This is a genomic window from Bartonella sp. CL71SXKL (assembly GCF_042194935.1).
Taxonomy (GTDB): domain Bacteria; phylum Pseudomonadota; class Alphaproteobacteria; order Rhizobiales; family Rhizobiaceae; genus Bartonella.
The window spans coordinates 25,427-47,521 of the sequence record NZ_JBHINI010000003.1; the positions used below are offsets into that span (position 1 = coordinate 25,427).

A 22,095-nucleotide genomic window follows, 5' to 3' on the forward strand; every position below is an offset into this window, starting at 1 on the left:
AAAAGGCAATTTTGGATACTAACTGTAATATGGTGTGATAAAACCAACTAAAATATGAATTTTTGTGTTTATAAAGGCGCAAAAATAGATCAATAAAATTATCAGGTAAGGGAATTTTCATGGCAGGCATAGAAATAAAAAAAGTTGAGGCAGATGAAAATGGAATGCGCTTAGATCGCTGGTTTAAAGTGCATTATCCAGGACTTGGTTTTGGAGCTTTGCAAAAATTGTTGCGTTCTGGTCAGATACGGGTTGATGGTGGACGTGTTAAAGCCGATACGCGTCTTTGTATAGGGCAAGCTGTTCGTATTCCACCTCTCCCTATTAATGACAAGGAAAATTTTTCAATAACGGATAAAACACTTCGTGGGCAGGATGATGGGACCGTTTTGAAAAAAATGCTGCTTTATGAAGATCCAAAGGTATTTGTTTTTAATAAACCCGCTGGGTTGGCTGTACAAGGAGGCTCTGGTTTAACACGTCATATGGATAGTATGCTTGAGGTATGGCGCAATAAAAAAGGTGAAAAGCCGCGTTTGGTTCATCGTCTTGATCGTGAGACGTCGGGGGTGCTTATTGTTGCACGATCAAGGGGAGCTGCTCAGTCCTTAACAGCTGCTTTTAGAGCGCGAGAAACAAAAAAGACTTATTGGGCGTTGGTTCGTGGTGTGCCTAAAAAAAAGCAGGACAAAATTTCAACGTGGATGGTTAAGGAAATGACTGCACAAGGTGACAAAATGCGTGTTTGTGAACATGGGGAGCCAGATTCACATCATGCGGTTTCCTACTATCGCGTTTTAGATACACGAGGGCGGGCTCTTTCGTGGCTTGAAATGGAACCCTATACAGGGAGAACACATCAGCTTCGTGTGCATGCTGCCCATATGGATCATCCTATCATTGGCGATACAAAGTATTTTTTTTCTGATAGTAATTGGACATTACCAGGAGGAATTCAAAATCGTCTTCATCTTCATGCACGTCGTATTCGTATTCCTCATCCTTCAGGAGGAATATTGGACATTGTTGCACCTTTACCACCTCATATGGTTCAAAGTTTTAATCTTTTGTCTTTTAATGAGAGTGATGCTGAAACCGACTAAACAAACTTCATTTGTTTTTTTTGATTGATATAAAATTTTGTCTATAAATTTGATAAGATGAATAGGGCATCATTTGAAGGAAGTTTTTGATAAGTCAATCGCTATGAGAAAATTATGTTTTTGAGTGATGAAATTTTCGAATATCATGGCTTTCTTTCTACAGCTCTTTATCCATATTGATTGTATTGTTATTTTTTGGATATGGTGTATCGTTTAATAATCTGAGTTTATGAAGCTGCTCCTTTGAATTATCTATAGAGGTCATATTGGGAAGGCGTGTCTGTTGAGGGAGATGAGTTAGATAAAATCTGAAAGATATTTACTAAAATAGAGAAAGCGATTTTAGTTTTTTTATGGGGAATAATGGAGGCATTTTATAGTAATGCTGAGGAAAAGTAGACTCTCAAAAAAATCCTGTTGTCAAGGAAGTTTGTTCTGTTATAAATGTGGTTTGATATGCTTATAGTATAGATTTATGCTTTGTATCTTTGCTTACACAATGAAGCCTTCTTAGCAAAGTTCTCCTTTCAATGAGCAATTTTTTCTACTTACTTAGTTTATCCAGAAGACTATCTTTCATAAAAGAAGAAATAATTTTTCAGTATCTTAATGCTTCATTGAAGTGAACTCATCACATTGAAAAAATATCTAGACAAAAAATTGGAGATAAAACGTCAGACGCGTTTTATTGCTCTAGGGAGGGCTTGAACACTTTTGTTTTTTCTAGTGAACAAAACAGATATTTATTATGGGAACATTCAAAAGGGGGATAAATTGAAATTAGGAGTGACTGATGGGATCATTATTGATTGACGTTAATAACGTCTCAAAAATATATCGCAACATTGACAGAGGAATTGGTTTTAAAAACAAGGTGTTTTCTCTCTTCAAGCCGGTTTATACAAATCATCATGTGTTAAAAGATATGAGTTTCACCCTCTTTTCAGGGCAATCGTTAGCAATTCTTGGCCCTAACGGAGCGGGTAAATCGACACTGATTAAAATACTTTCTGGTATACAATACGCTGATGAGGGATGTGTTAAAGTCCTTGGTGTTGATCCTTATAAAGCGAAGAAAAATCTGTTCAAGTCTTTGGGTGTGGTCTTTGGTCACAAGAATTGTTTATGGTGGGATTTGCCCTTACGCTACAGTCTGGATATGGTTCAACCATTATATGGTCTTGAATGCGCCTCTTTTACCCGTGATCTTAAAGAGATCGCTGAGTTGCTGGGTCTTGAGCATATTATGGATAAGCCAGTGCGGATGCTTAGTCTGGGTGAGAGAGTGAAAAGTGAATTGGCATTTAATCTCTCCTTTAGACCTAAACTGTTGTTTCTCGATGAGCCAAGTATTGGTCTTGATATTACAGCTAAGCATGAAATCAGGGAGCTTCTTAAAAAACTGAAAAAGGAGCGTGGCACTGGGTATATCATTACAAGTCATGATATGGGAGATATTGATGGATACGTCGATGATATTATTCTTTTGCATAAAGGAAAGAAACAGTTTCATGGTAATCTTCATGCGCTTAAAAATGTCATTCCTTCTTTGGTGAGAATGACACTTTTTTGTGAACACATGGCTGCACCTTCAGCTGTTGTAGAAAAAATTGATGAGATTGCGTTGAAATTATCTACTCCTTTAAAAGATAAGCACTTTAACGCTGAAAAATGCTCGCTGGAGGTTTCGCTGCCCCGTGAGGATTTTGCGCGTTTTGTACGCGAAATTACAACCGAATTGAACTGTACGTTCTCTGTATCCACTCCCTCGCTTGAAGAGATGCTCCGTGTTAAATTTAAAGAATTTATCTAACCACTGCTTTGGTATGTTTCTTTTTGCCAAGAATGGATTACTCACTGTTCTAAGTGATAGAGCAATGTTTTTTACCGATATTATCATTGGGACACTTTCGCCATTTGTTATTCAACTTCTATTATGGAATGCACTTTTCTCTGATACGGGCAACACCATCAATGGCTTTAGCTTTTATGATATGATGTATTATTATGCTTTTGCTTTAGTCCTAGGTCGCTTAAATAATGGTTATAATGTGATTAAGTTTTTCTCTCATCATGTTAAAGAAGGTCAATTAGAAGTATATATTACAAAGCCCTTTAGTTATATGACACAAATGCTTTTTACTTTTTTAGGGGAGAGTGTATTATATAGCATCCCGTTATTGGCTCTTTTTGTTGTTAAGCTTGTTTTATCCTATGAAAATATTCTGGGATTGGTCATCGCTTTTCTGTTCTTTTTTCTGGTTGTTATTCTATCACAATTGCTTTGTTTTTTACTCTCTTTTGGAATTGCCCTATTAAGCTTTTGGGTGATTGAGTACAATATATTACTCTCTTTCAGTATTCTCAGTTCAACGCTTCTTGGTGGTGTTCTTTTACCACCATCTTTTTGGCCGGTGTGGCTTATTCCGCTTATGCAATTTAATCCTTATCGTTTCATGATATCAGCTTCTGCCGAGTTTTTCGCGACGCAAAATTTAGCGTTGTTTCAGCAGTTTATTTTCGGAAGTTTTACTTATATTTTGTGTTTTTTATTCTTAATTTATATTGCTTGGAATAAAGGGATGAAAGCATATAATGGAGCGGGTGGTTGAGATGAAAATAATCCTTCATTTTATCAGTTTGAATATCCGCCGACAGATTGTTTATGGTAAGAATTTGGCTGGGGAGTTTATTCTTTCTCTATGCTATTATTTTATTCAATTCATATTTATTGATAGAATATCTGCTTTTTCAGGAAAGATCGGTAACTATAGCAGAGATGAAATCCATTTTATCTTTGTTGTCTTTGTTTTACTTGGAATATTTTTGAATATTTTTACTAATTCTATTGAAACGTTTTTTGAAAAAGTAGCGGATGGTAAAATTGAACCATACTTGATAAAGCCCGTTTCAATTTGGTTATTGATGTTGTTTGGTTGGTGTAAACCTCTTAATCTGATCAAGCTCTTTGTTCTTTATGTTAGTGCCTATTTATTTGTATCATTACCGAATATATCCGATCTTAAGCTAAGATGGATCTCTTTTATTGTTGCAATATTTTGTGTTTTTATTGTCAATATTTGTTTTTTCATGATGTTTAATTTTGTAACATTTATTATTAGCCGTAAGATGCCTGTCGAATATTTTCATGAAATGATTTACGAGCTTTCATTTGTGCCAATAGGAATTTATCCTTTAAGCATCGTAAAATGGCTTTTGTTTATGCTTCCCATGGCTTTTTCTGCTTCCTTGCCTGTGTCATTGTTGCTTGGTAAAGGCGAATGGAATATTGGATATGTTCTGTTGAGCGCTTTTCTTTCCATGGTCATGACTTTCATAAGTTATAAGAAAACAATGCGTAAATTTAATGGATTAGGGGGATGAAATGAAAGTCAGCATGATTATAAAAATAAAAAAATTGAGTGAATAATTCTATTGTACCATAAATTATCGTTATTTATTCTGGCGATATAAGGCATGTAGAATTTTCACATGAGGATTTTTTTATTGTTAGATAAGATTGAACAATAATATAGGCCGCATTCCCACAGTTACTGGCAAGGAGCGTGAAATAGAAATCAGAGGTTTAAACTGTTCGATTTTAGATGGCAGCTTGATGACAAAAGCCAATGGTAAGATGGCATACAATTTAGTATCATTCATAATACGAGCCAGATGTGTTATTTTTCGGTTATAGTGCTAAAAAATTGTCAAAGTGTGTAATTTTTATATGCGTAGAATGTGGTTATTCGTGCGGATTTTGTTGGTGCATTCAATATATTATTACGTGGATGAGTTTTTGCGTAAACAATAAGAAAATTGATAGAATAAAGCTTTTAAGTTGCCCGATAGAAAGCTAAGAGTTGTGCTAAACAACATGATAGCAATTATCAAGACAACAATCACATAGAGACTTTCAGCATGCTGAGTAGGCAAAATTCCATCAATAATTGCTTGAAAAATAAAAGTATTCACCAAGTCAAGTAGCTGTAAAACGATAGCAATAAGATTAATTTCAATAACGTAATAAATATATTTCTTTGTTGTGCGAGTAAATCAAGAGAAGGCTCTTAATTTTTCTTATGCATAACTCATTTTAAGTTATGACTTTGTTAAGAAAAAGAAAAATTAATGTGTTATATTTTAATAGTATTTGCGAATATTATTTTTTTGTACGGTGTTTTTATTTTATTTTAATTTAAAATTAGGTTTGACAATTGTCTAAAACGCGTAATAATCAAATTTAATTGTATCGATATGATGCGTTTTTCTATAAAAGAAAAAGGAGAGTTCAAGCTCATCACGTGCTTCAGGTAATTCATGCCGTCCTTCGGGTTATTATTGGGATGCAATAAAATCTACAGGACAAACAGGAGCAATGATAGTGGCGCCTGTTGGGACAGTTGGAGGTGCTGTGCTTGGAGGAATCGTAAGTATAGTGGGTGCAGTTGCAATAGAAAATAGATGGTATAGTTCCTGTTAATCGTAGCTGCTGCTGCGGAGGGAGCTATACTAAGAGAAGCAGTAGGCAGCACTATAAATGGTGCTCTAGTAGGGGGCTTTTAGAGTTGTGCATCATTTTTATAATTGTGTACGGTAATTTATAGAATATCTGCAATATATCTCTAAAATCATAATAATTTTGTAGATATGTTAATGAAAAATATGTCTAAGAAATATTGTTAGAATATCTTTTAATGGTGTATTATTTATAAGTCTATATATTTTAGTTCAGAAATTTTAAGTGTTATAGATACTTTAAATACTATTAATATTATTAATAAATTTATTTAAATTATATTATGCTTCTAAAGCGCATATTAAAACTGATATTATAAAAAATCATCAATAATATTCATTTTATTTTTTATAGTATTCTTTATTTAAGTATCTTTCTATAGAGATTATGAGATATGTTATTAATAAAGTTATGTTTTTAGATTTGGCCCAAAAAATAAAGAGAAATCCAGATAGCTTCTTTTTCAATAAACAAAAATAATGCTTTAATTTGATGTTGTAAAATAACTGATAACGATCATATGTTTTTGATTATCAGTGATGAGAATAATGTGATTTTTGATATAGAGATTGAAAAGATTGAGAACTTTTTCGCGTATCACTCATATTTTCTTATCAAATTTTTTGAAAAATTATATAAAGCAAAAAAATAAATTCTGTTAAGTTATTAGCATTTATAATGAGTTTTTTATTTTCCAGTTTTGTGATTGTTTTTGCATTTAACAATGCATTAACAACATGTGTGGTCCATTTTAAAGTTTTGTTTAAAATTACATAAGTAAGTTCTATTTTGATTTGTTATTGCATCGCTCGTATTGATGTATAACAAAAGCGTTTGAGACAATATAAGATCACAAGAATAAATTTTTAATTGGGTATATAAACTACCGATTGCTTACAGATAAAAAAATCTATGCATATCAAAGTTACGTAAGTTTTTTCTCTTCAAAATGTGTATTTGAGTTAATTTTTGTGATTGATAGCTTTGCTACGATGAAAATACTTGTGAGTTTATTGGTATTCATTAGATACCTATGAATTTTACATATCGATTCAAAAATATAGAATAATATAATTTTACGATTATTGTGGAGTTCATTTTGATAAACTGAAAAACATAATGCTGAGCATTACAAATATTTGCAAAAATGCTTTTATTAGGTGTTATTTTGTTTCTTTATAGTTTACATTTTTTATCTTTTTAACCTTGGTTATAGAGAGAATTTGTATTCATTATTTATTTCTCTATTTTATTTTGAATGCGTGGAGCACTATTAATATCAAAAAGTAATGATCGTGGAAGATAATGAGCTTAAACTGAAGTTATTCTGCGATTCTGTAGAAACGAATTGTCGTAAAATCGTTGAAATGTTTAATGGCTTTATGGATTAAAGTTGGCGGTTTCATCAATATTATCTCTTATCTTATCTCGTTTAGCTTTTCTAATCAAAGAGCGAAATTTTTGTTTACGCTAAATTTTTACTCGGTTAGCTATTTCCTCTCAACATACAATAAGAAAAAAAAATTAGCTTACTGTATGCTAGCAATATAAAAATCCATTATGTGTAATAAAAAAAGACAATTTAGTAATATTTTTTATGTTGTGATTTAAAAATGTTGTGATTAAGAAAATCAATAGTTTTGAAGAAAAAATACAATTTAAACAATAATATAATCATATTATTGTAATAAAATTTTATCATCTAATCAGTCAGCTTAAAACAAAAATAGAATAATTGACAAAACAAATTAAATATGGAAAGAATAAAAATATAATACAAAATGATAATTATTTTTGTATTATATTATCATTCTCTTCTCAGTAGGAAAATATGAATCATCGGTAGATGTTGTGATGTTTTCTATTTAGAGAGTAAGGTTTTATTAAATATTGTAATAGGTTATTATAATGAGAATATTTAAACATTGTATATCATGTGTTGTTGCAGTAGCTATTTTCTTTTCACAAGTTTTAGGAGCCAATGCCGATTCTTTAAATGGTAGATTTCAAAACGCTGATTTTATTTCTGTAATGAAACAAGATAATAGAGTTATTAAAACTGTTAAGGCGATTATTAGTCAATTTTCGGAACAAAGCAGAGAAAAAGATGTCCAAAAGGTGGCTGGTTTGATAGGAATGGAGCCAGCGATTTTTGGTTTAATCGCATTTCTTGTATATTTCTTTACTAGAAAGCCACCGGATCCTAGAAAAAGCGCAGGTGAAAAAGCATTCACTGCTTTTACTCGAAGTGCATGGGCTCTTAATTAAAAATGTTGATTTGATGAATTTTAAATTATTCTATTTTTGAATCTTTTATAATTAATAAACCGTGATTTCTAATCACGGTTTAGCTATTTTTATATTTATTAATATGCCCATTAAGCTTTAAGTTTTTAGGCTGTACTCTTTTTTTAATATTATTACAGAAATACTTTATTGGACATAATATAGTCTTTTTGAGGTTTAAAATTTTTAATCATTTTATCTTGGTTAGAAAGAATGTGTATTTATTTCTATTTCTCTAAGTCGTAGAATTATATTAATGTTAGAAAGTTAGAATCTTGAAAGACAATGAACTTTATTAAAATTATTCCACGTTCTTGTAGAAACGAATGGCTGTGAAATCTTTGAAATGTGTAATGGCCTTATGGCATTAGATTTGCCGCGTTCACCAAAGTTATCCCTTATCTTACTTAATTTAGCTTTTTCAATCAAAGAGCTAAGTTGATACTTACGCTAATTTTTGCTGGGAAAACTATTTCTTCTCAATCTATACTAAGAAAAAATTATTTTAACAGAATATTTCAATAAAATATTTTTTTGTTTTTTGTAAATTTTAAAAATACTTATCTTACTATATTATACAAAAAATAAAAAACATTACGTGTAACTAAAAAACAATATATTGATATTTTTATGTTATAATATCTAATAATATTTATGATAATAAAGATAAAATTATAATAAAAACAATAAAATAATTTTATTTTAATACATTTTTGCCATTAAATTATACATTATTAAAACACGAATAAAATAATTGACAATATTAAAATAAACATGTAACGGATATATTGTAAATGTAATATAATATAAAATTAACAATTAAAATAAAACTGTTAATTAAATTTTGTATTATATTTTTTGTTATTAGAAGATAAATATACTTTATCGATAGATGATGTAATGTTTTCTATTTAGAGGGGGCGGTAAAGAAAATTTATTTTATTAAATATTGTAATAGGTGTTTATGATGAAAATATTCAAGCATTGTATAGTATGTTTTGTTGCAGTAGCTATTTTCTTTTCACAGGTTTTAGGAGCCAATGCTGATTCTTTAAATGATAGATTTCAAAATGCTGGTTTCATTTCTGTAATGACACAGGAAAATAGAGTTATTAAAGCTGTTGATATGATTATTAGCCAGTTTGGAGGACAAGGGGCTGAGAAAAATGTCCAAAAAGTCGCGGGTTTAATGGGGATGGAGGCAGCGATTTTTGGTTTAATCGCATATCTTGTATATTTCTTTACTAGAAAACCGCCGAGTCCTAACAGAGAGACAGGTGGAAGAGCATTCGATGCTTTTGCTTATAGTGCATGGGCTTTGAATTAAAAGATAATTCCTTGATGAACTTTGAATTATTCTGTTGTTGAATATTTTATATTAAATAAACCGTGATGTTTAATCACGGTTTATTTATTTTTTACTTTTAATAATATGGTAAATTTATCCTTTAATATCATTAAGATATTGTTGGGGGATGGCAGTATAGGGGACATTAAATTTAAATAATCAGCTGCTTTTTAAAGTTAATTAAATTTTTTCTCTTCAAAATACGCATTTGAGCTAAGTTTGTATTTGATATTTTTTCTATGATGAAAATGCATATGCTGGAATTGAGATATTCATAAACGGTGCGTATTCACTCAAAAATATAGGGTAATACAATACTTATGGTTATTGTGGATTTTATGCTGATGAACTGAATAAGTATAGCGATGCGTCTTACAAACATTTGTAAAAAATGCTTTTATTGGAATCTTTTAATCTCTTTGTGGTTTACAATTCATTTTATCATTTTATCTTAAGCAAAGAGAATGTGGATTCATTTCTATTTCTCTATTTTATTTGAGAAGGGTGGAGTTATACGAATGTCAAAAAAAGTCATGATCGTGGAAGATAATGAGCTTAATATGAAGTTATTCCGTGATCTTGTAGAAGCGAGTGGTTATGAAACTGTTGAAACGCGTAATGGTCTTATGGCATTAGATTTGGCGCGTTCATCAATGCCATCTCTTATCCTTGTGGATATCCAGTTGCCAGAGGTCTCTGGAATAGATGTTATTAAACAATTAAAAGAAGATGAAGAACTTCGATCAATCCCTGTTGTTGCTGTAACAGCTTTTGCTATGAAAGGCGATGAGGAGCGAATTCGTGCCAGTGGATGTGAAGAATATATGTCAAAGCCTATTTCTGTTCCTCATTTTATCACAATGGTAAAACATTTTGTGGACTAAAGCTTGTTAAGTGATGATAGAAAAAAATATTGAAAAGCTTATAAAATTGCTAAAGTTTTCGTGCAAATATTTTTCTGCTTTAGCACGTGGATATATTCAAGTTAGTAAAACAGATTTTAAAAATTGAAACTGAAGTTTCGAGATTTTTCGGTTTATTTTCTTGCCTTTTATCTTAAGAGAGGAGGTTGTTTTGCATTTTTGTTTTTTCTAATCGGTATAGATTTGTTCCTACATTCATCTAAAAGTCTGTTTTAGTAGGGGAAAAAGCCTCGGTTTTGTCCGAGGCTTTATGCATTGTACAAAAATTGAAATTAACGCTTTGAGAATTGGAAAGAACGACGTGCTTTTGCTTTACCGTATTTTTTACGTTCAACAACGCGGCTATCACGGGTAAGAAAACCACCTTTTTTCAAGATTGAGCGAAGTTCTGGTTCATAATAGGTTAAAGCTTTGGAAATGCCATGGCGCACTGCACCGGCTTGTCCGGAAAGACCACCGCCTGCAACGGTTGCAATAATATCAAACTGGGTATCCCTATTTGTTGCAACAATTGGTTGACGAAGAATCATTCTAAGAACAGGACGAGCGAAATATTTGTCAAATTCCTTATTGTTGATTGTGATTTTTCCAGAACCTGGTTTAATCCATACGCGTGCAACAGCGTCTTTACGCTTTCCTGTTGCATAAGCACGTCCTTGTGAATCAAGCTTTTGCACGTGGACAGGAACAACATTTTCATGTGTTTCTGTAATACTTGTTACTATGCTAAGCTCAGAAAGAGAATTAATTTCAGCCATAATCAAGCAATCCTTTTGTTTTTGCGGTTTAAAGCACCAACGTCAAGAGATTCAGGCTGTTGTGCTTCATGTGGATGTTGGCTTCCAGCGTAAACACGTAGATTCTTCAATTGACGGCGACCAAGAGGCCCTCGAGGAATCATGCGCTCTACTGCTTTTTCAATAACGCGTTCGGGAAAACGCCCCTCAAGAAGTTGACGTGCTGTACGTTGTTTGATTCCACCAATATAGCCGGTATGCCAATAATATTTTTTATCCGTATATTTTTTGCCAGTGAGAGCTATTTTATCTGCATTAATGACAATAACGTTGTCACCATCATCAACATGTGGAGTAAATGTAGCTTTATGTTTGCCACGTAAGCGGTTAGCAACAAATGTGGCAAGACGACCCAAAACAAGGTTTTCTGCGTCAATAATAACCCATTTTTTCACCACTTCAGTTGGCTTTTGTGAAAAAGTTGCCATAGAAGTATCCTTTATTAGAACCCTTTTAATATAAGGGAATTTTTACTGTTTTGCGTTGAAAATTGTTACCATAGCGAAATATTTAACGCATACTACTTGCTCTGATATAATGTCTTTTGATTGACGTCAAGAGAAAATAAAAACTTTATAAAACAACATGTTATGAGAAAGGTATTATAATACCCCATTAAAAGAAGTTTGTAGACCATTTAAACTTAAAATGAATGTTGCAAAAAACTATTTTATCTTTAACGCATGATTGTATTTTATTGTTCTTCATTATAATATAAGAAATAATGCAGTGGTCTCGTTATTTTCTCAATGTTGAATCTTCTGCTTGTGGTCAAGCTTGGTTAGATGCCCTTGATGTTCAAGGGATAAATAATGCGCGCGCTATTTCTCAAAAATTTGGCTTTCCAGATCAGTTAGCTCGAGTACTTTCAGCAAGAGATGTGGATGAAGCTGAGGCTGTTGCTTTTATTAATCCAACATTACGTACGCTTATGCCTGATCCAGAAAGTTTTAGGGATATGCAATGCGCTGCAGAGCGTATTGTTAAGGCTCTTCTCAATCAAGAACAGGTTGCTGTTTTTGGTGATTATGATGTTGATGGTGCTTGTTCATCGGCACTCATAGCGCGTTTTTTTCGTTATTTTGGTATTGAAGTCAAAATTTATATTCCTGATCGTATTGTTGAAGGCTATGGTCCGAATGAACAAGCAATGAGGATGCTTGTGCAAGAAGGCGCTCGGTTAATTATCACTGTTGATTGTGGCGCAAACAGTCCTGATGCCGTAAAAGCAGCGAGGCTTGCTGGTGCTGATGTTGTGATTTTAGATCATCATCAAATGTCAGAGATTCATCAAGAAGCCGTTGCTCTTGTCAATCCTAATCGCCCTGATGATTTTTCTAAACAGGGGCATTTATGTGCAGCTGGCGTTGTTTTTGTTACGTTAGCTTGGGTTCATCATTTGCTGCGGAAAAAACAATTCCAAGGGCAGCTGCCTGATCTTTTAAGTATGCTTGATCTTGTTGCATTGGCAACCATATGTGATGTCGTTCCATTACAGGGGGTTAACCGTGCTTTTGTGATAAAAGGGCTTCAAGTTGCTCGTTCTATGCATAATCTAGGAATAACAGCTTTAACAAAGGTTGCACGAATAGGGGAGCCGCTTAATAGTTTTCACTTAGGTTTTTTGTTAGGCCCTAGAATTAATGCAGGAGGGCGCATTGGTGATCAAGCTTTGGGAGCACGTTTGCTTAGCTGTGAGAATAAAGATGAAGCGGACAGAATAGCAGAACAATTAGATCGGCTTAATCAAGAACGCCAAGAAATGGAGAACATTCAATTAGCACAAGCGGAATCTTACATTACTTCTCTTTATCAAGATCAAGAAATACCATTATCGCTTGTAATTTCACATAAAGAATGGCATCCGGGAATTATTGGTATTCTTGCTTCCCGTCTCAAAGAGCGTTTTTTTTGTCCTGTTTTTGCTATTGCTTTGAAAGAAGATGGAAATGGCGTAGGGTCGGGACGCTCAATTAATGGTATAGATTTAGGAGCACTCGTTCGTGAAGCTGTTACATTAAATTTATTAGAAAAAGGAGGGGGACATAGTATGGCAGCAGGAATTACAATTCAATCAATAAAAATTGAAATTTTTCGAAAATGGCTAGAAGAAAAAGTTTCTTTAATGGTTTCACAGTTGCGTGCAAAAAAATCTCTTAGTATAGATGGTTCTCTTTCTGCTTCTGGTGTTAATGAAGCGCTGTTTGAATTGCTTGAAAAAGCAGGGCCATTTGGGGCAGGGAATGCAACACCTGTTTTTGTTCTTCCCTCTCATCGACTGGTGAATCTATCTGAAGTTGGTAAAGGACATCTTCGCCTCATTGTATCTAATGTTGAAGGAAAAAAACTGCAAGGAATTGCTTTTCGTGCTGTAGGGACATCGCTTGGTGATTTTCTTTTTGAAAATATTGGTGAAATGATTCATTTAGCTGGTCATCTTAGTTTGAATTATTGGAATGGAACGATCAATCCGCAGCTGCGCGTGATTGACGCAGCCGCAGTGGTTTGAAAGGGATATTTTTTACATTAGATGTCTAGATTAGAAGCAAAAGTAGAATTTTCTTGTATGAAACGAAATCGTGCTTCTGGTTTTGTTCCCATGAGACTTTCTACAGTCTTTTTCGTTTCTTGCATTTCCACGGCATCAATAGAAACACGAAGCAATGTACGTTTTTGAGGATGCATAGTCGTTTCTTTAAGTTGTTCTGCGCGCATTTCACCCAGCCCTTTAAAACGCCCGATTTCTATTTTAGCTTTTCCAGTAAATTCAGTTTTGAGCAATTCATCCTTATGAATGTCGTCACGAGCATAAGCAACTTTTCCTCCTTGCGATATTCTATAAAGGGGAGGGACGGCGAGATATAAATGTCCCTGATGAATAAGGTCAGGCATTTCTTGAAAGAAGAAGGTAATGAGCAGTGACGCAATATGAGCACCATCAACATCAGCATCTGTCATGATGATAATACGTTCATATCTAAGATCTTTTTCACGATACTTGGAGCGTGTTCCACATCCAAGAGCAAGGATAAGATCGCTAATTGTTTGGCTTGAGTTCATTTTTTCATGTGCAGCACTGGCGACATTTAAGATTTTACCACGAAGAGGTAAAATTGCTTGGTTTGCTCTATTTCTTGCTTGTTTAGCAGATCCTCCTGCAGAATCCCCTTCAACAATGAATAGTTCAGCACCCACAGCATGGTTCTGGCTACAATCTGCAAGTTTACCGGGCAGACGTAATTTGCGGACAGCAGTTTTTCGACTTATTTCTCTATCTTGGCGTCGTCTAACACGTTCTTCAGCACGTTCAATAACCCAATCGAGAAGTTTTGTTGCTTCTTGCGGGGAATTTGCTAACCAATGATCAAAAGGATCGCGGATTGCATTCTCAACGATACGCTGTGCTTCAATGGTTGCTAATCGATCTTTTGTTTGTCCAACAAATTCAGGGTTACTGATAAAGACTGAAAGTATTGCGGCTGTTGAAATCATAATATCGTCAGACGTAATAATCGCTGCGCGCTTGTTTCCTATTAACTCAGCGTAGGATTTCAATCCACGCAAAAGAGCTTGACGTAATCCTATTTCGTGCGTTCCGCCTTCTCCTGTAGGAATCGTATTGCAGTAAGATTGCACACAAGAATCACCACCATGCCAAGCGATAGCCCATTCAACGGAGCCATGGCCATTATTGTGTTGTGTTTTGCCAGAAAAAATTTCTGACGTTACTCGATATTCATCTTTTAGTGACGCAAGTAAATAGTCTTTAAGCCCATTGGGAAAATGAAAAACAGCTTTTTCAGGAATATTTTTTGCGCCTTCAAGTATGACGGGATCACAAGTCCAGCGAATTTTTACGCCACCAAAAAGATAGGCTTTGGAGCATGTCATCTTATAGATTTTTTCTGGATCAAAAGCTGCTTTTTCACCAAAAATTTCATGATCAGGATGAAAACGAACGCGCGTACCACGACGATTATAAACATCTCCCAGATCTTCCAATCCAGATTGAGGAATACCGCGTGAGAAACGTTGGCGGTACAGTTTTCGTTCTCGTGCAACTTCAACTTCCATATCATCAGAAAGAGCATTGACGACAGAAATTCCTACTCCATGAAGTCCACCTGCAGTTTGATAAGCCTTTCCATCAAATTTTCCCCCGGAGTGGAGTTGTGTCATAATAACTTCAAGAGTAGATTTCTCAGGCATTTGAGGATGATTTTCGACAGGAATACCGCGTCCATTATCTGTAACGGTTATATAACCGTTCCTATCTAATGAGACCTCAATAGAATCTGCATAACCCGCAACAGCTTCATCCATCGCGTTATCAATAATTTCGGCAAATAAATGATGAAGCGCTTTACTGTCTGTTCCACCAATATACATTCCAGGGCGTAAACGCACGGGCTCTAAACCCTCAAGAACTCGAATAGAGAGGGCATTATAGTCATCTTCTTGCGTATCTTTTGCACTTTTTCTTGAAATCATCGCTTTTGATTTCATTGGAGGCTGCAGAGTGTTTTCTTTTGTATTTACCCGAGATTGGGCTTTATTTAAAACACTAAAAAGATCCTTTTTGTTATCGCTCATAGCGTTTAACTATCTACCTCATAAAATAAAATATTTATTAAAATAATTTTATGCCTGTTTTTTATTTAAAAATCAATGCACTTAGAAAACATCAATTGTTGGACCAAAAATTTGTTCAAAAGCGTGTTTGAGAGCGATATCAATATCATGCATTGCTACAGGGCAACCTAGATCAAGAAAGCTCGTTACACCGTGGTTTGTAATTCCACAAGGAACAATTCCTGAATAATGGGCTAAATTAGGATTAACATTGATAGAAACTCCATGAAAACTTATCCATTTTCGCACTCGAATGCCAATAGCTGCAATTTTATCTTCGGAAGAAAGATCATTTTGTTTTGATGGGCAATGAGATTGTTTAACCCAGACACCAACGCGATCTTCTCTGCGTTCGCCTTTAATATTAAAGTTTGCAAGCATCTGTATGATCCATTCTTCTAATGCACTAATGAAAGCACGAATGTCTTGTTTTCGGCGTTTAAGATCAAGCATGATATAAGCAATACGCTGTCCTGGACCGTGATATGTAAATTCACCTCCACGTCCTGCTTCATAAACAGGGAATAAATTAGGCGCCAAAAGATCTTTTTTATTTGCACTCGTCCCCGCTGTATAAAGGGAAGGGTGTTCAAGAAGCCAAACTTGTTCATGCGCGGTTTTTGCAAGAATTTTTTCTACACGTTCTTGCATATAACGCAGAGCTTCAGGATACTCAACTAGATGATCACTTATCTTCCATTCAACGGGTGGATTTCCTAGAATTGCATTAAAATGATGTGATAAGTGATTACGATCCGTATGTTTCAATTCAAATGTCATTGGTAATATTTATCTTGATGTTTGAGTTTATATTGTAATCAATAAAAGTGATTACAGAGTAAGGTATAGAATTGTTGAATAAAAGAGAATACGTTCATAAATTTTATCTTAAGAAGATTTGCTACGCTTAAAAATCCACGTTCCTTTTACCATCTTCCTGTTGCACCGCCCCCACCTGATGATCCACCACCACCCCTAAAGCCCCCTCCACCTCGAGGACCACCGAACCTTCCACCAGGATATCTGCCACCGGCACTTAAGTTAAGAAACCAAGGTGTGAAGATGATCCCCAGCCAGAGATACTTTTGTGGACCCACTTTTTTACCAAAAATCATTGCAAGAATAGGAAGACCAAACATTATAAAAAAGGCTAAAAACATAATTGCATTGATTACCATTTCTTCTTTTTCAGCTTGTTTACGTTGTTCTTCAACGATTTTAGCTTTTTCTTTGATACGAAAAGTAAAATCAGAATTACTTTCTGTAATAACTTTGATAATTGCATCAACTGCTTCAGCAATTCCTTTTTGATAATTTCCTTCGCGAAAATTAGGAATCATGAAGCTATTAATAATGACAGAGGAAAGAGCGTCTGTTAGCTCTCCTTCCAAACCATATCCTACTTCGATACGTGCTGTGCGTTCATTCGGTGCAATGACCAGTAATACACCATTATTGATCTTCTTTTGGCCTAATCCCCATGTACGAAAAAGAGAATTGCTGTATGTTTCTATATCATTGCCCGAAAGAGTAGGGAGTGTCACAAGAACAATTTGATCTCCCGTTTTCTCTTCGAGTGCTGCCAGTTTTTTTGTCAAGTTTTCCTTGGTTGCATTATCGAGCAAATGAGCCACATCATTAACATAACCTGTTAAATGAGGAAATTTTATTTGCGAACAAGCGATACTTCCCAATGCAGCAACTAAATACAGAGAGCAGATAAAAGCCCATAATTGTGGAAATACAATACGTTGCAAAGAGTATCGAAATGATTTCATTAATTAAAATTAACCTTTGGTGTTTGTTGGCTATCAGTATCGATGGTAAAAGTTGGCATAGGTTTAGCATCACGAAACCATAATTTTGCCCAAATCATCGTCGGCATTGTTTTGAGTGCAGTATTGTAGGCACGTACTGTTTCAATATAATCGCGGCGCGCAACGGAAATACGGTTTTCTGTTCCTTCTAATTGTGATTGAAGAGCAAGAAAGTTCTGGTTTGCTTTAAGATCCGGATAGTTTTCAACAACAGCCATAAGTCGCGAAAGTGCACTTGATAAATTTGCTTGATTTTTGAGATATTGCTGCATAACTTCTGGATTATTCAACATATCTGCATTAATGTTGACTTGCGTTGCTTTAGCACGTGCTTCAATTACATTTGTGAAAACGCTTTGTTCATGAGCTGCGTAAGCTTTAACTGTTTCTACAAGATTGGGGATGAGATCTGTACGACGTTGATATTGATTGAGCACTTCACTCCATGCTGCATGTGCTTTTTCTTCATTTGTTGGTATCGTATTAAATCCGCACCCACTTAAAAATGGCACTAACCATGCCAAAAAAATCACAATTGAAAATTGTTTTAATATTTTAAACATTGAAATTGAAGAAGTTTGTACATTTAACATAAAGATGTCTCCACAGATATTTTATGTATTATTATGTATTATATAGGGTTTATTTTCTTGGTGGAAAGTATTTTGAACTTTATAAACAGGCGTATTTATCAATAAATTGATATCTCTTTGCGTTTTAGGTACGCTTAAGTGACTCGTTGATATTAAAATAATAATGGTAATATAGATGTCATCTTATAAAAGTTCAATAATATTTATATCAATTATTATTACAGAAAAAGATATTATTTTCGTATTTCACAACGTGCAGATCACAATTGGAAAAGGAAAAAATGTAAGTATCAATCTTATGGAAAGATAGAAGGTAAGGGCAGTTCTTATTTTCACTCCTTTAGAAGTTATGTTTAATAGATTGGACAAAAAAGGCTTTTTAACTATGTATGGTAGTAATTGTGAAGGAGGCGGAAAATCCTGTGATAGAAGGTGTTCAACGGCAAAGTGAAAAGTTTGATGGATTGGCTAATGATTATGATCATTATCGTCCTCGCTACCCCCTCACTTTATTTAAAACCATGCTCCATTCTTTTAAGAACAAAAAGCATTTGTCCATTGTGGATGTGGGTGCTGGGACAGGCATCGCATTAGAGGGAATTGTTAAATTTTTAGGAAATGAGCACCAATATCATGCTATCGATGTATCGGCAGATATGATTAAGCAGGGGCGAAAAAAATTTCCTACGGTGCAGTGGTATCAGGGCCGTGCCGAAGACCTATTGCCTCAAATTGGCGAGGTTGATCTTGTCATTGCAGCGCAAGCGTTTCAGTGGATGGATCGTCCCAAGTTGCTTTGTTCTGTTTCAGATCAACTTCGAGTCAATGGTGTCATGGCGGTTATTCAAAATAATCGCGATTTCAAGCATAGCGAATTTCTAGAGGCTTATGAGACATTGTTAGAAAAAATGAGTCCGAACTATTCCCGTTATTATCGTAATTTTGATTTTTTACAGGAAATGAGTGATGGCTTTGGGGTAGATCCAGAAAAGATTTTTTTTCATACGCATAATTGGACGATGATGATCCCATCTGAAGCTTTTATTGGAATGAGCCGCTCTTCAACGCAAGCGCAACGCGCTATTGCTTGCTATGGGGAAGAATATTTGCGGCAATTGGTCTCATTGATAAAGAAATATGAAGTGCAAGGCAATTTGGAGCTTTTGTATCGAAGTGAGCTCTATATGTATGCGGGATAATCTGATATCGATGATTACTTTTGCTCTTTTAGCACATCAGAGTAGGCGGTATTCAGGAAATTAACGCCTTATTAAGGCAGATTTTGAGGGGGACGGTTTTTTTCTTCAGCATTCACGTTGACATCTTATTACGTCTGATTTTCATTGTTCACTTGATATGAGAGAGTTTAAATAGAAAATTTATGCACTGCATTATAGTATTGAAGCGCTTTCTTTACTGCAGTTTAACAACAGATTATTTTATAAAATAAGAAGAGGTAGATTGAATAGAAATATTTGATAATTCTTTGTTTTTATGATTGTTTTTTATTATTAAATGAGAGTGTTTTTAATAAATTTTGACAAAAACAACTGAAAAAGTATAAAAATTATCATAATCAGAAATTTGTAGTAAAAAAGGTAATGGCTTGGAAGCACCTTTAAAAAACAACTCATTTTGAAATTATCTCTAAATTCAGATTCAATATAACAAAAAAGTAAAATATAAATATGTTATATGGAGCATTTCTCTTTTTTAAAGATATAATATAAAAACAATATGTTAATTAAATTTTTTGATATAAGAAAACTTCTTTTATTTTTATTTTAAATAACGGGTTAGGGCGAGTCTTGTGTGGTTTTATTGAAGATGTGCTTTTTAGGTTTAAATCTGGCGCTTTAAATACAATTTTAGAAGTAGCAAAAAAGCTCAATTTCTTCTCTGTTGTGATGTGTTGAATAAGTTTTTTCATTTTCTATAGAGTTTAATTTTTGCAATCATGATAGATTGTGACAGCTATCTGTCTAAGATTTTTATAAGTTTAGTAGGAATAGCTTAATGATAAATCTATTGAGTTCTCCATCTTTACGCGTCATAAAAGAATAAGCCTGCACTATCACACACTTTGTCATCTCCCAATGTTGCGACAGCTCTTGACACGGCTCATAAGAGGAGTAGTCCTTTTTTTTACAGTTTTATCTATACGCCAATTTCGCTTATGACGTGCAAGCGAATGGTGTTGATTGATTCAACATACACAGATTTGGAATGAGAGAGTCTTAAGATATTCCGCTCTCTCATTTAATATGAATCAAGCTAGATTATAATTATAAATTAATGCGTTATCTATTTTTGAAATCCATGACCTTAGTTGTGTTTGTCAATATTTCATTTTCATTTATCGTCAACTATTCTACTTTTGAATAATAACTCCATTATAAGGAATACCTTTAAAAAAGTATTCTCGCTTTAAAGAGTCGTTATAGTTTTTTTGTTTTATAGAAGCATCAATAATGCTAAACATTATACTTTGATAAAAAAAGAAAGTAAATTATGACTATTATACTGAAACCGAGCGAGGTGACGCTTAGTGAACTTGCGGCTATTTATTTTAATGGTGAAGTGAGTAAACTTCATAATGACACGCATTTAGCTATCGAGAAAGGGGCACTGCGCATTGCTGAAATTGCTGCTGGAAGTGAGCCTGTGTACGGTATTAATACTGGTTTTGGGAAGTTGGCTTCCATTAAAATTGATGCGGACGATGTTACTGTTTTACAGAGAAATCTTATTTTGTCCCATTGTTGTGGGGTAGGAGAACCTTTAGCTGAAAATATTGTGCGTTTGATAATGAGCTTAAAGCTTATCTCTTTAGGAAGAGGAGCTTCAGGAGTTCGTCTAGAATTGGTAAATTTGCTGGAAAATATGCTTGCAAAGGGCGTCATTCCTGTCATCCCTGAAAAAGGGTCTGTTGGTGCTTCAGGTGATCTAGCTCCACTTGCTCACATGGCGGCTGTTATGATGGGAGAAGGGGAAGCATTTTTTCAAAATATTCGTATGAGTGGAGCTGTTGCATTAGAGAAAGCGGGATTGTCCCCTATTATTTTAGAGGCAAAGGAAGGTCTAGCTCTTATTAATGGGACTCAAACATCAACAGCCCTTGCACTTGCCGGTCTTTTTCGAGGTTATCGGGCATTGTGTGGTGGATTGTTGGCAGGGGCCTTGACGACAGATGCCATCATGGGATCAACGGCGCCATTTCATCCTGATATTCATATTTTACGAGGACATTATGGGCAGATTGCCGTATCGAAAACATTAGAAAAGCTTGTAGAGGATTCAGAAATTCGTGCAGCACATTTACGGGGTGATGAGCGTGTACAAGATCCTTATTGTATACGTTGCCAGCCACAGGTCATGGGGGCATGTTTTGATATTTTGCTGGCAGCAGCAAAAACACTGATTATTGAAGCAAATGCTGTTACAGATAATCCATTGATTTTAAGGAATGGTGAAGTTGTATCAGGTGGGAATTTTCATGCTGAACCTGTAGCGTTTGCTGCTGATCAGATTGCTCTTGCTTTATGTGAAATAGGATCTATTTCTCAACGGCGTATTGCTCTTATGGTTGATCCAGCAGTTTCTTATGGACTTCCAGCTTTTTTAGCGCATAATGCGGGTCTTAATTCAGGTTTTATGATTGCTGAAGTAACAGCGGCAGCTTTAATGTCTGAAAATAAGCAAATGGCCCATCCTGCTTCCGTTGATTCAACCCCAACTTCAGCCAATCAAGAAGATCATGTTTCAATGGCTTGTCATGGAGCTCGTCGGTTATTGGTAATGAGCGAAAATCTTTTTACACTTATTGGCATTGAAACGCTTGTTGCAGCACAAGGAATTGAATATCGTGCACCTTTAAAAACAAGTACTTTTTTGCAATCTGTTATGGAATGTTTACGCAAAAATGTTGCTTCTCTTAAGGAAGATCGCTATCTGGCTCCAGATCTTCATCAAGCACATATACTTGTGCGTGAAGGGCACTTATTATCTGTTTTACCAGAAACAATTTTTCCTTCATTAAGTTTTCAATAATATTTGTTTTAAGGACAATGATGAAGG

The 22,095-nt window shown here is 34.5% G+C and carries 16 protein-coding genes; 10 read left to right on the forward strand and 6 right to left on the reverse strand.

Annotated features, from left to right (window positions below; genetic code table 11):
• The first annotated feature begins 119 nt into the window (after positions 1-119).
• From ACFILA_RS02290 to ACFILA_RS02320, 7 genes are all read left to right on the forward strand, one after another.
• On the forward strand, positions 120-1,103 hold the full coding sequence (locus ACFILA_RS02290; RefSeq protein WP_375660566.1) for an RluA family pseudouridine synthase: 984 nt from the start codon (positions 120-122) through the stop codon (positions 1,101-1,103).
• Positions 1,104-1,896: 793 nt separating this feature from the next.
• Positions 1,897-2,916 carry an ATP-binding cassette domain-containing protein gene (locus ACFILA_RS02295; protein ID WP_375660567.1) on the forward strand — a complete coding sequence of 340 codons (1,020 nt, stop codon included), beginning with the start codon at positions 1,897-1,899 and terminating at the stop codon, positions 2,914-2,916.
• A 13-nt stretch (positions 2,917-2,929) separates the two neighbouring features.
• A complete protein-coding gene (locus tag ACFILA_RS02300; RefSeq protein ID WP_375660568.1) occupies positions 2,930-3,715 on the forward strand; it encodes an ABC-2 family transporter protein in 786 nt (261 codons plus the stop codon).
• Positions 3,699-4,487, forward strand: coding sequence for an ABC-2 family transporter protein (locus ACFILA_RS02305; RefSeq protein ID WP_375660569.1), 789 nt, complete (start codon positions 3,699-3,701; stop codon positions 4,485-4,487). Before ACFILA_RS02300 ends, ACFILA_RS02305 begins: the two co-directional genes overlap by 17 nt.
• 3,043 nt (positions 4,488-7,530) lie before the next feature.
• The gene (locus ACFILA_RS02310) at positions 7,531-7,890 is read left to right on the forward strand and encodes a hypothetical protein (RefSeq protein ID WP_375660570.1); all 360 of its coding nucleotides are present in this window, start codon (positions 7,531-7,533) and stop codon (positions 7,888-7,890) included.
• A 985-nt stretch (positions 7,891-8,875) separates the two neighbouring features.
• Positions 8,876-9,235 (forward strand): hypothetical protein, encoded by a 360-nt coding sequence (locus tag ACFILA_RS02315; protein WP_273791584.1) that lies wholly within the window; start codon positions 8,876-8,878, stop codon positions 9,233-9,235.
• A 539-nt stretch (positions 9,236-9,774) separates the two neighbouring features.
• Positions 9,775-10,140 (forward strand): response regulator, encoded by a 366-nt coding sequence (locus ACFILA_RS02320; protein WP_005773308.1) that lies wholly within the window; start codon positions 9,775-9,777, stop codon positions 10,138-10,140.
• 311 nt (positions 10,141-10,451) lie between these two features.
• Here ACFILA_RS02320 and rpsI read toward each other — a convergent pair whose 3' ends face one another.
• Both rpsI and rplM read right to left on the reverse strand, forming a co-directional pair.
• Positions 10,452-10,937: a 30S ribosomal protein S9 gene (gene rpsI, locus ACFILA_RS02325; protein WP_015856545.1), complete on the reverse strand. Its 486-nt coding sequence runs from the start codon at positions 10,935-10,937 to the stop codon at positions 10,452-10,454.
• 2 nt (positions 10,938-10,939) lie between these two features.
• Positions 10,940-11,404 carry a 50S ribosomal protein L13 gene (rplM, locus tag ACFILA_RS02330; RefSeq protein ID WP_015856544.1) on the reverse strand — a complete coding sequence of 155 codons (465 nt, stop codon included), beginning with the start codon at positions 11,402-11,404 and terminating at the stop codon, positions 10,940-10,942.
• Positions 11,405-11,700: 296 nt separating this feature from the next.
• Between rplM and recJ the strand changes: the two genes are divergently transcribed.
• Positions 11,701-13,485, forward strand: a complete 1,785-nt coding sequence (gene recJ, locus ACFILA_RS02335) for a single-stranded-DNA-specific exonuclease RecJ (RefSeq protein ID WP_375660571.1) — start codon at positions 11,701-11,703, stop codon at positions 13,483-13,485.
• Between the two features lie 17 nt (positions 13,486-13,502).
• Here the strand turns inward: recJ and parE are convergent, their stop codons facing one another.
• The 4 genes from parE to ACFILA_RS02355 form a co-directional block, all read right to left on the reverse strand.
• The gene (gene parE / locus ACFILA_RS02340; protein WP_375660572.1) at positions 13,503-15,569 is read right to left on the reverse strand and encodes a DNA topoisomerase IV subunit B; all 2,067 of its coding nucleotides are present in this window, start codon (positions 15,567-15,569) and stop codon (positions 13,503-13,505) included.
• 81 nt (positions 15,570-15,650) lie between these two features.
• Positions 15,651-16,388 (reverse strand): lipoyl(octanoyl) transferase LipB, encoded by a 738-nt coding sequence (gene lipB / locus ACFILA_RS02345; protein ID WP_375660573.1) that lies wholly within the window; start codon positions 16,386-16,388, stop codon positions 15,651-15,653.
• 146 nt (positions 16,389-16,534) lie between these two features.
• The gene (locus tag ACFILA_RS02350) at positions 16,535-17,386 is read right to left on the reverse strand and encodes a YgcG family protein (RefSeq protein WP_273791580.1); all 852 of its coding nucleotides are present in this window, start codon (positions 17,384-17,386) and stop codon (positions 16,535-16,537) included.
• Complete coding sequence (locus ACFILA_RS02355; protein WP_273724085.1) at positions 17,386-18,018, reverse strand: LemA family protein; 633 nt, start codon at positions 18,016-18,018, stop codon at positions 17,386-17,388. Before ACFILA_RS02355 ends, ACFILA_RS02350 begins: the two co-directional genes overlap by 1 nt.
• A 389-nt stretch (positions 18,019-18,407) precedes the next feature.
• Between ACFILA_RS02355 and ACFILA_RS02360 the strand changes: the two genes are divergently transcribed.
• Positions 18,408-19,217 (forward strand): class I SAM-dependent methyltransferase, encoded by an 810-nt coding sequence (locus ACFILA_RS02360; RefSeq protein WP_375660574.1) that lies wholly within the window; start codon positions 18,408-18,410, stop codon positions 19,215-19,217.
• A gap of 1,312 nt (positions 19,218-20,529) precedes the next feature.
• The gene (gene hutH, locus ACFILA_RS02365; protein WP_273791578.1) at positions 20,530-22,068 is read left to right on the forward strand and encodes a histidine ammonia-lyase; all 1,539 of its coding nucleotides are present in this window, start codon (positions 20,530-20,532) and stop codon (positions 22,066-22,068) included.
• Positions 22,069-22,095 lie beyond the last annotated feature (27 nt).

Excerpts from the sequence above, each read along its gene's own strand:
- ACFILA_RS02300 (WP_375660568.1), top strand. The coding sequence starts at position 2,930 with ATGTTTCTTTTTGCCAAGAATGGATTACTCACTGTTCTAAGTGATAGA.
- ACFILA_RS02320 (WP_005773308.1), top strand. The coding sequence starts at position 9,775 with ATGTCAAAAAAAGTCATGATCGTGGAAGATAATGAGCTTAATATGAAG.
- recJ (WP_375660571.1), top strand. The coding sequence starts at position 11,701 with ATGCAGTGGTCTCGTTATTTTCTCAATGTTGAATCTTCTGCTTGTGGT.
- ACFILA_RS02350 (WP_273791580.1), bottom strand. The coding sequence starts at position 17,386 with ATGAAATCATTTCGATACTCTTTGCAACGTATTGTATTTCCACAATTA.
- rplM (WP_015856544.1), bottom strand. The coding sequence starts at position 11,404 with ATGGCAACTTTTTCACAAAAGCCAACTGAAGTGGTGAAAAAATGGGTT.
- ACFILA_RS02315 (WP_273791584.1), top strand. The coding sequence starts at position 8,876 with ATGAAAATATTCAAGCATTGTATAGTATGTTTTGTTGCAGTAGCTATT.
- lipB (WP_375660573.1), bottom strand. The coding sequence starts at position 16,388 with ATGACATTTGAATTGAAACATACGGATCGTAATCACTTATCACATCAT.
- ACFILA_RS02355 (WP_273724085.1), bottom strand. The coding sequence starts at position 18,018 with ATGTTAAATGTACAAACTTCTTCAATTTCAATGTTTAAAATATTAAAA.
- hutH (WP_273791578.1), top strand. The coding sequence starts at position 20,530 with ATGACTATTATACTGAAACCGAGCGAGGTGACGCTTAGTGAACTTGCG.
- ACFILA_RS02360 (WP_375660574.1), top strand. The coding sequence starts at position 18,408 with ATGGTAGTAATTGTGAAGGAGGCGGAAAATCCTGTGATAGAAGGTGTT.
- rpsI (WP_015856545.1), bottom strand. The coding sequence starts at position 10,937 with ATGGCTGAAATTAATTCTCTTTCTGAGCTTAGCATAGTAACAAGTATT.
- ACFILA_RS02290 (WP_375660566.1), top strand. The coding sequence starts at position 120 with ATGGCAGGCATAGAAATAAAAAAAGTTGAGGCAGATGAAAATGGAATG.
- parE (WP_375660572.1), bottom strand. The coding sequence starts at position 15,569 with ATGAGCGATAACAAAAAGGATCTTTTTAGTGTTTTAAATAAAGCCCAA.
- ACFILA_RS02295 (WP_375660567.1), top strand. The coding sequence starts at position 1,897 with ATGGGATCATTATTGATTGACGTTAATAACGTCTCAAAAATATATCGC.
- ACFILA_RS02305 (WP_375660569.1), top strand. The coding sequence starts at position 3,699 with ATGGAGCGGGTGGTTGAGATGAAAATAATCCTTCATTTTATCAGTTTG.
- ACFILA_RS02310 (WP_375660570.1), top strand. The coding sequence starts at position 7,531 with ATGAGAATATTTAAACATTGTATATCATGTGTTGTTGCAGTAGCTATT.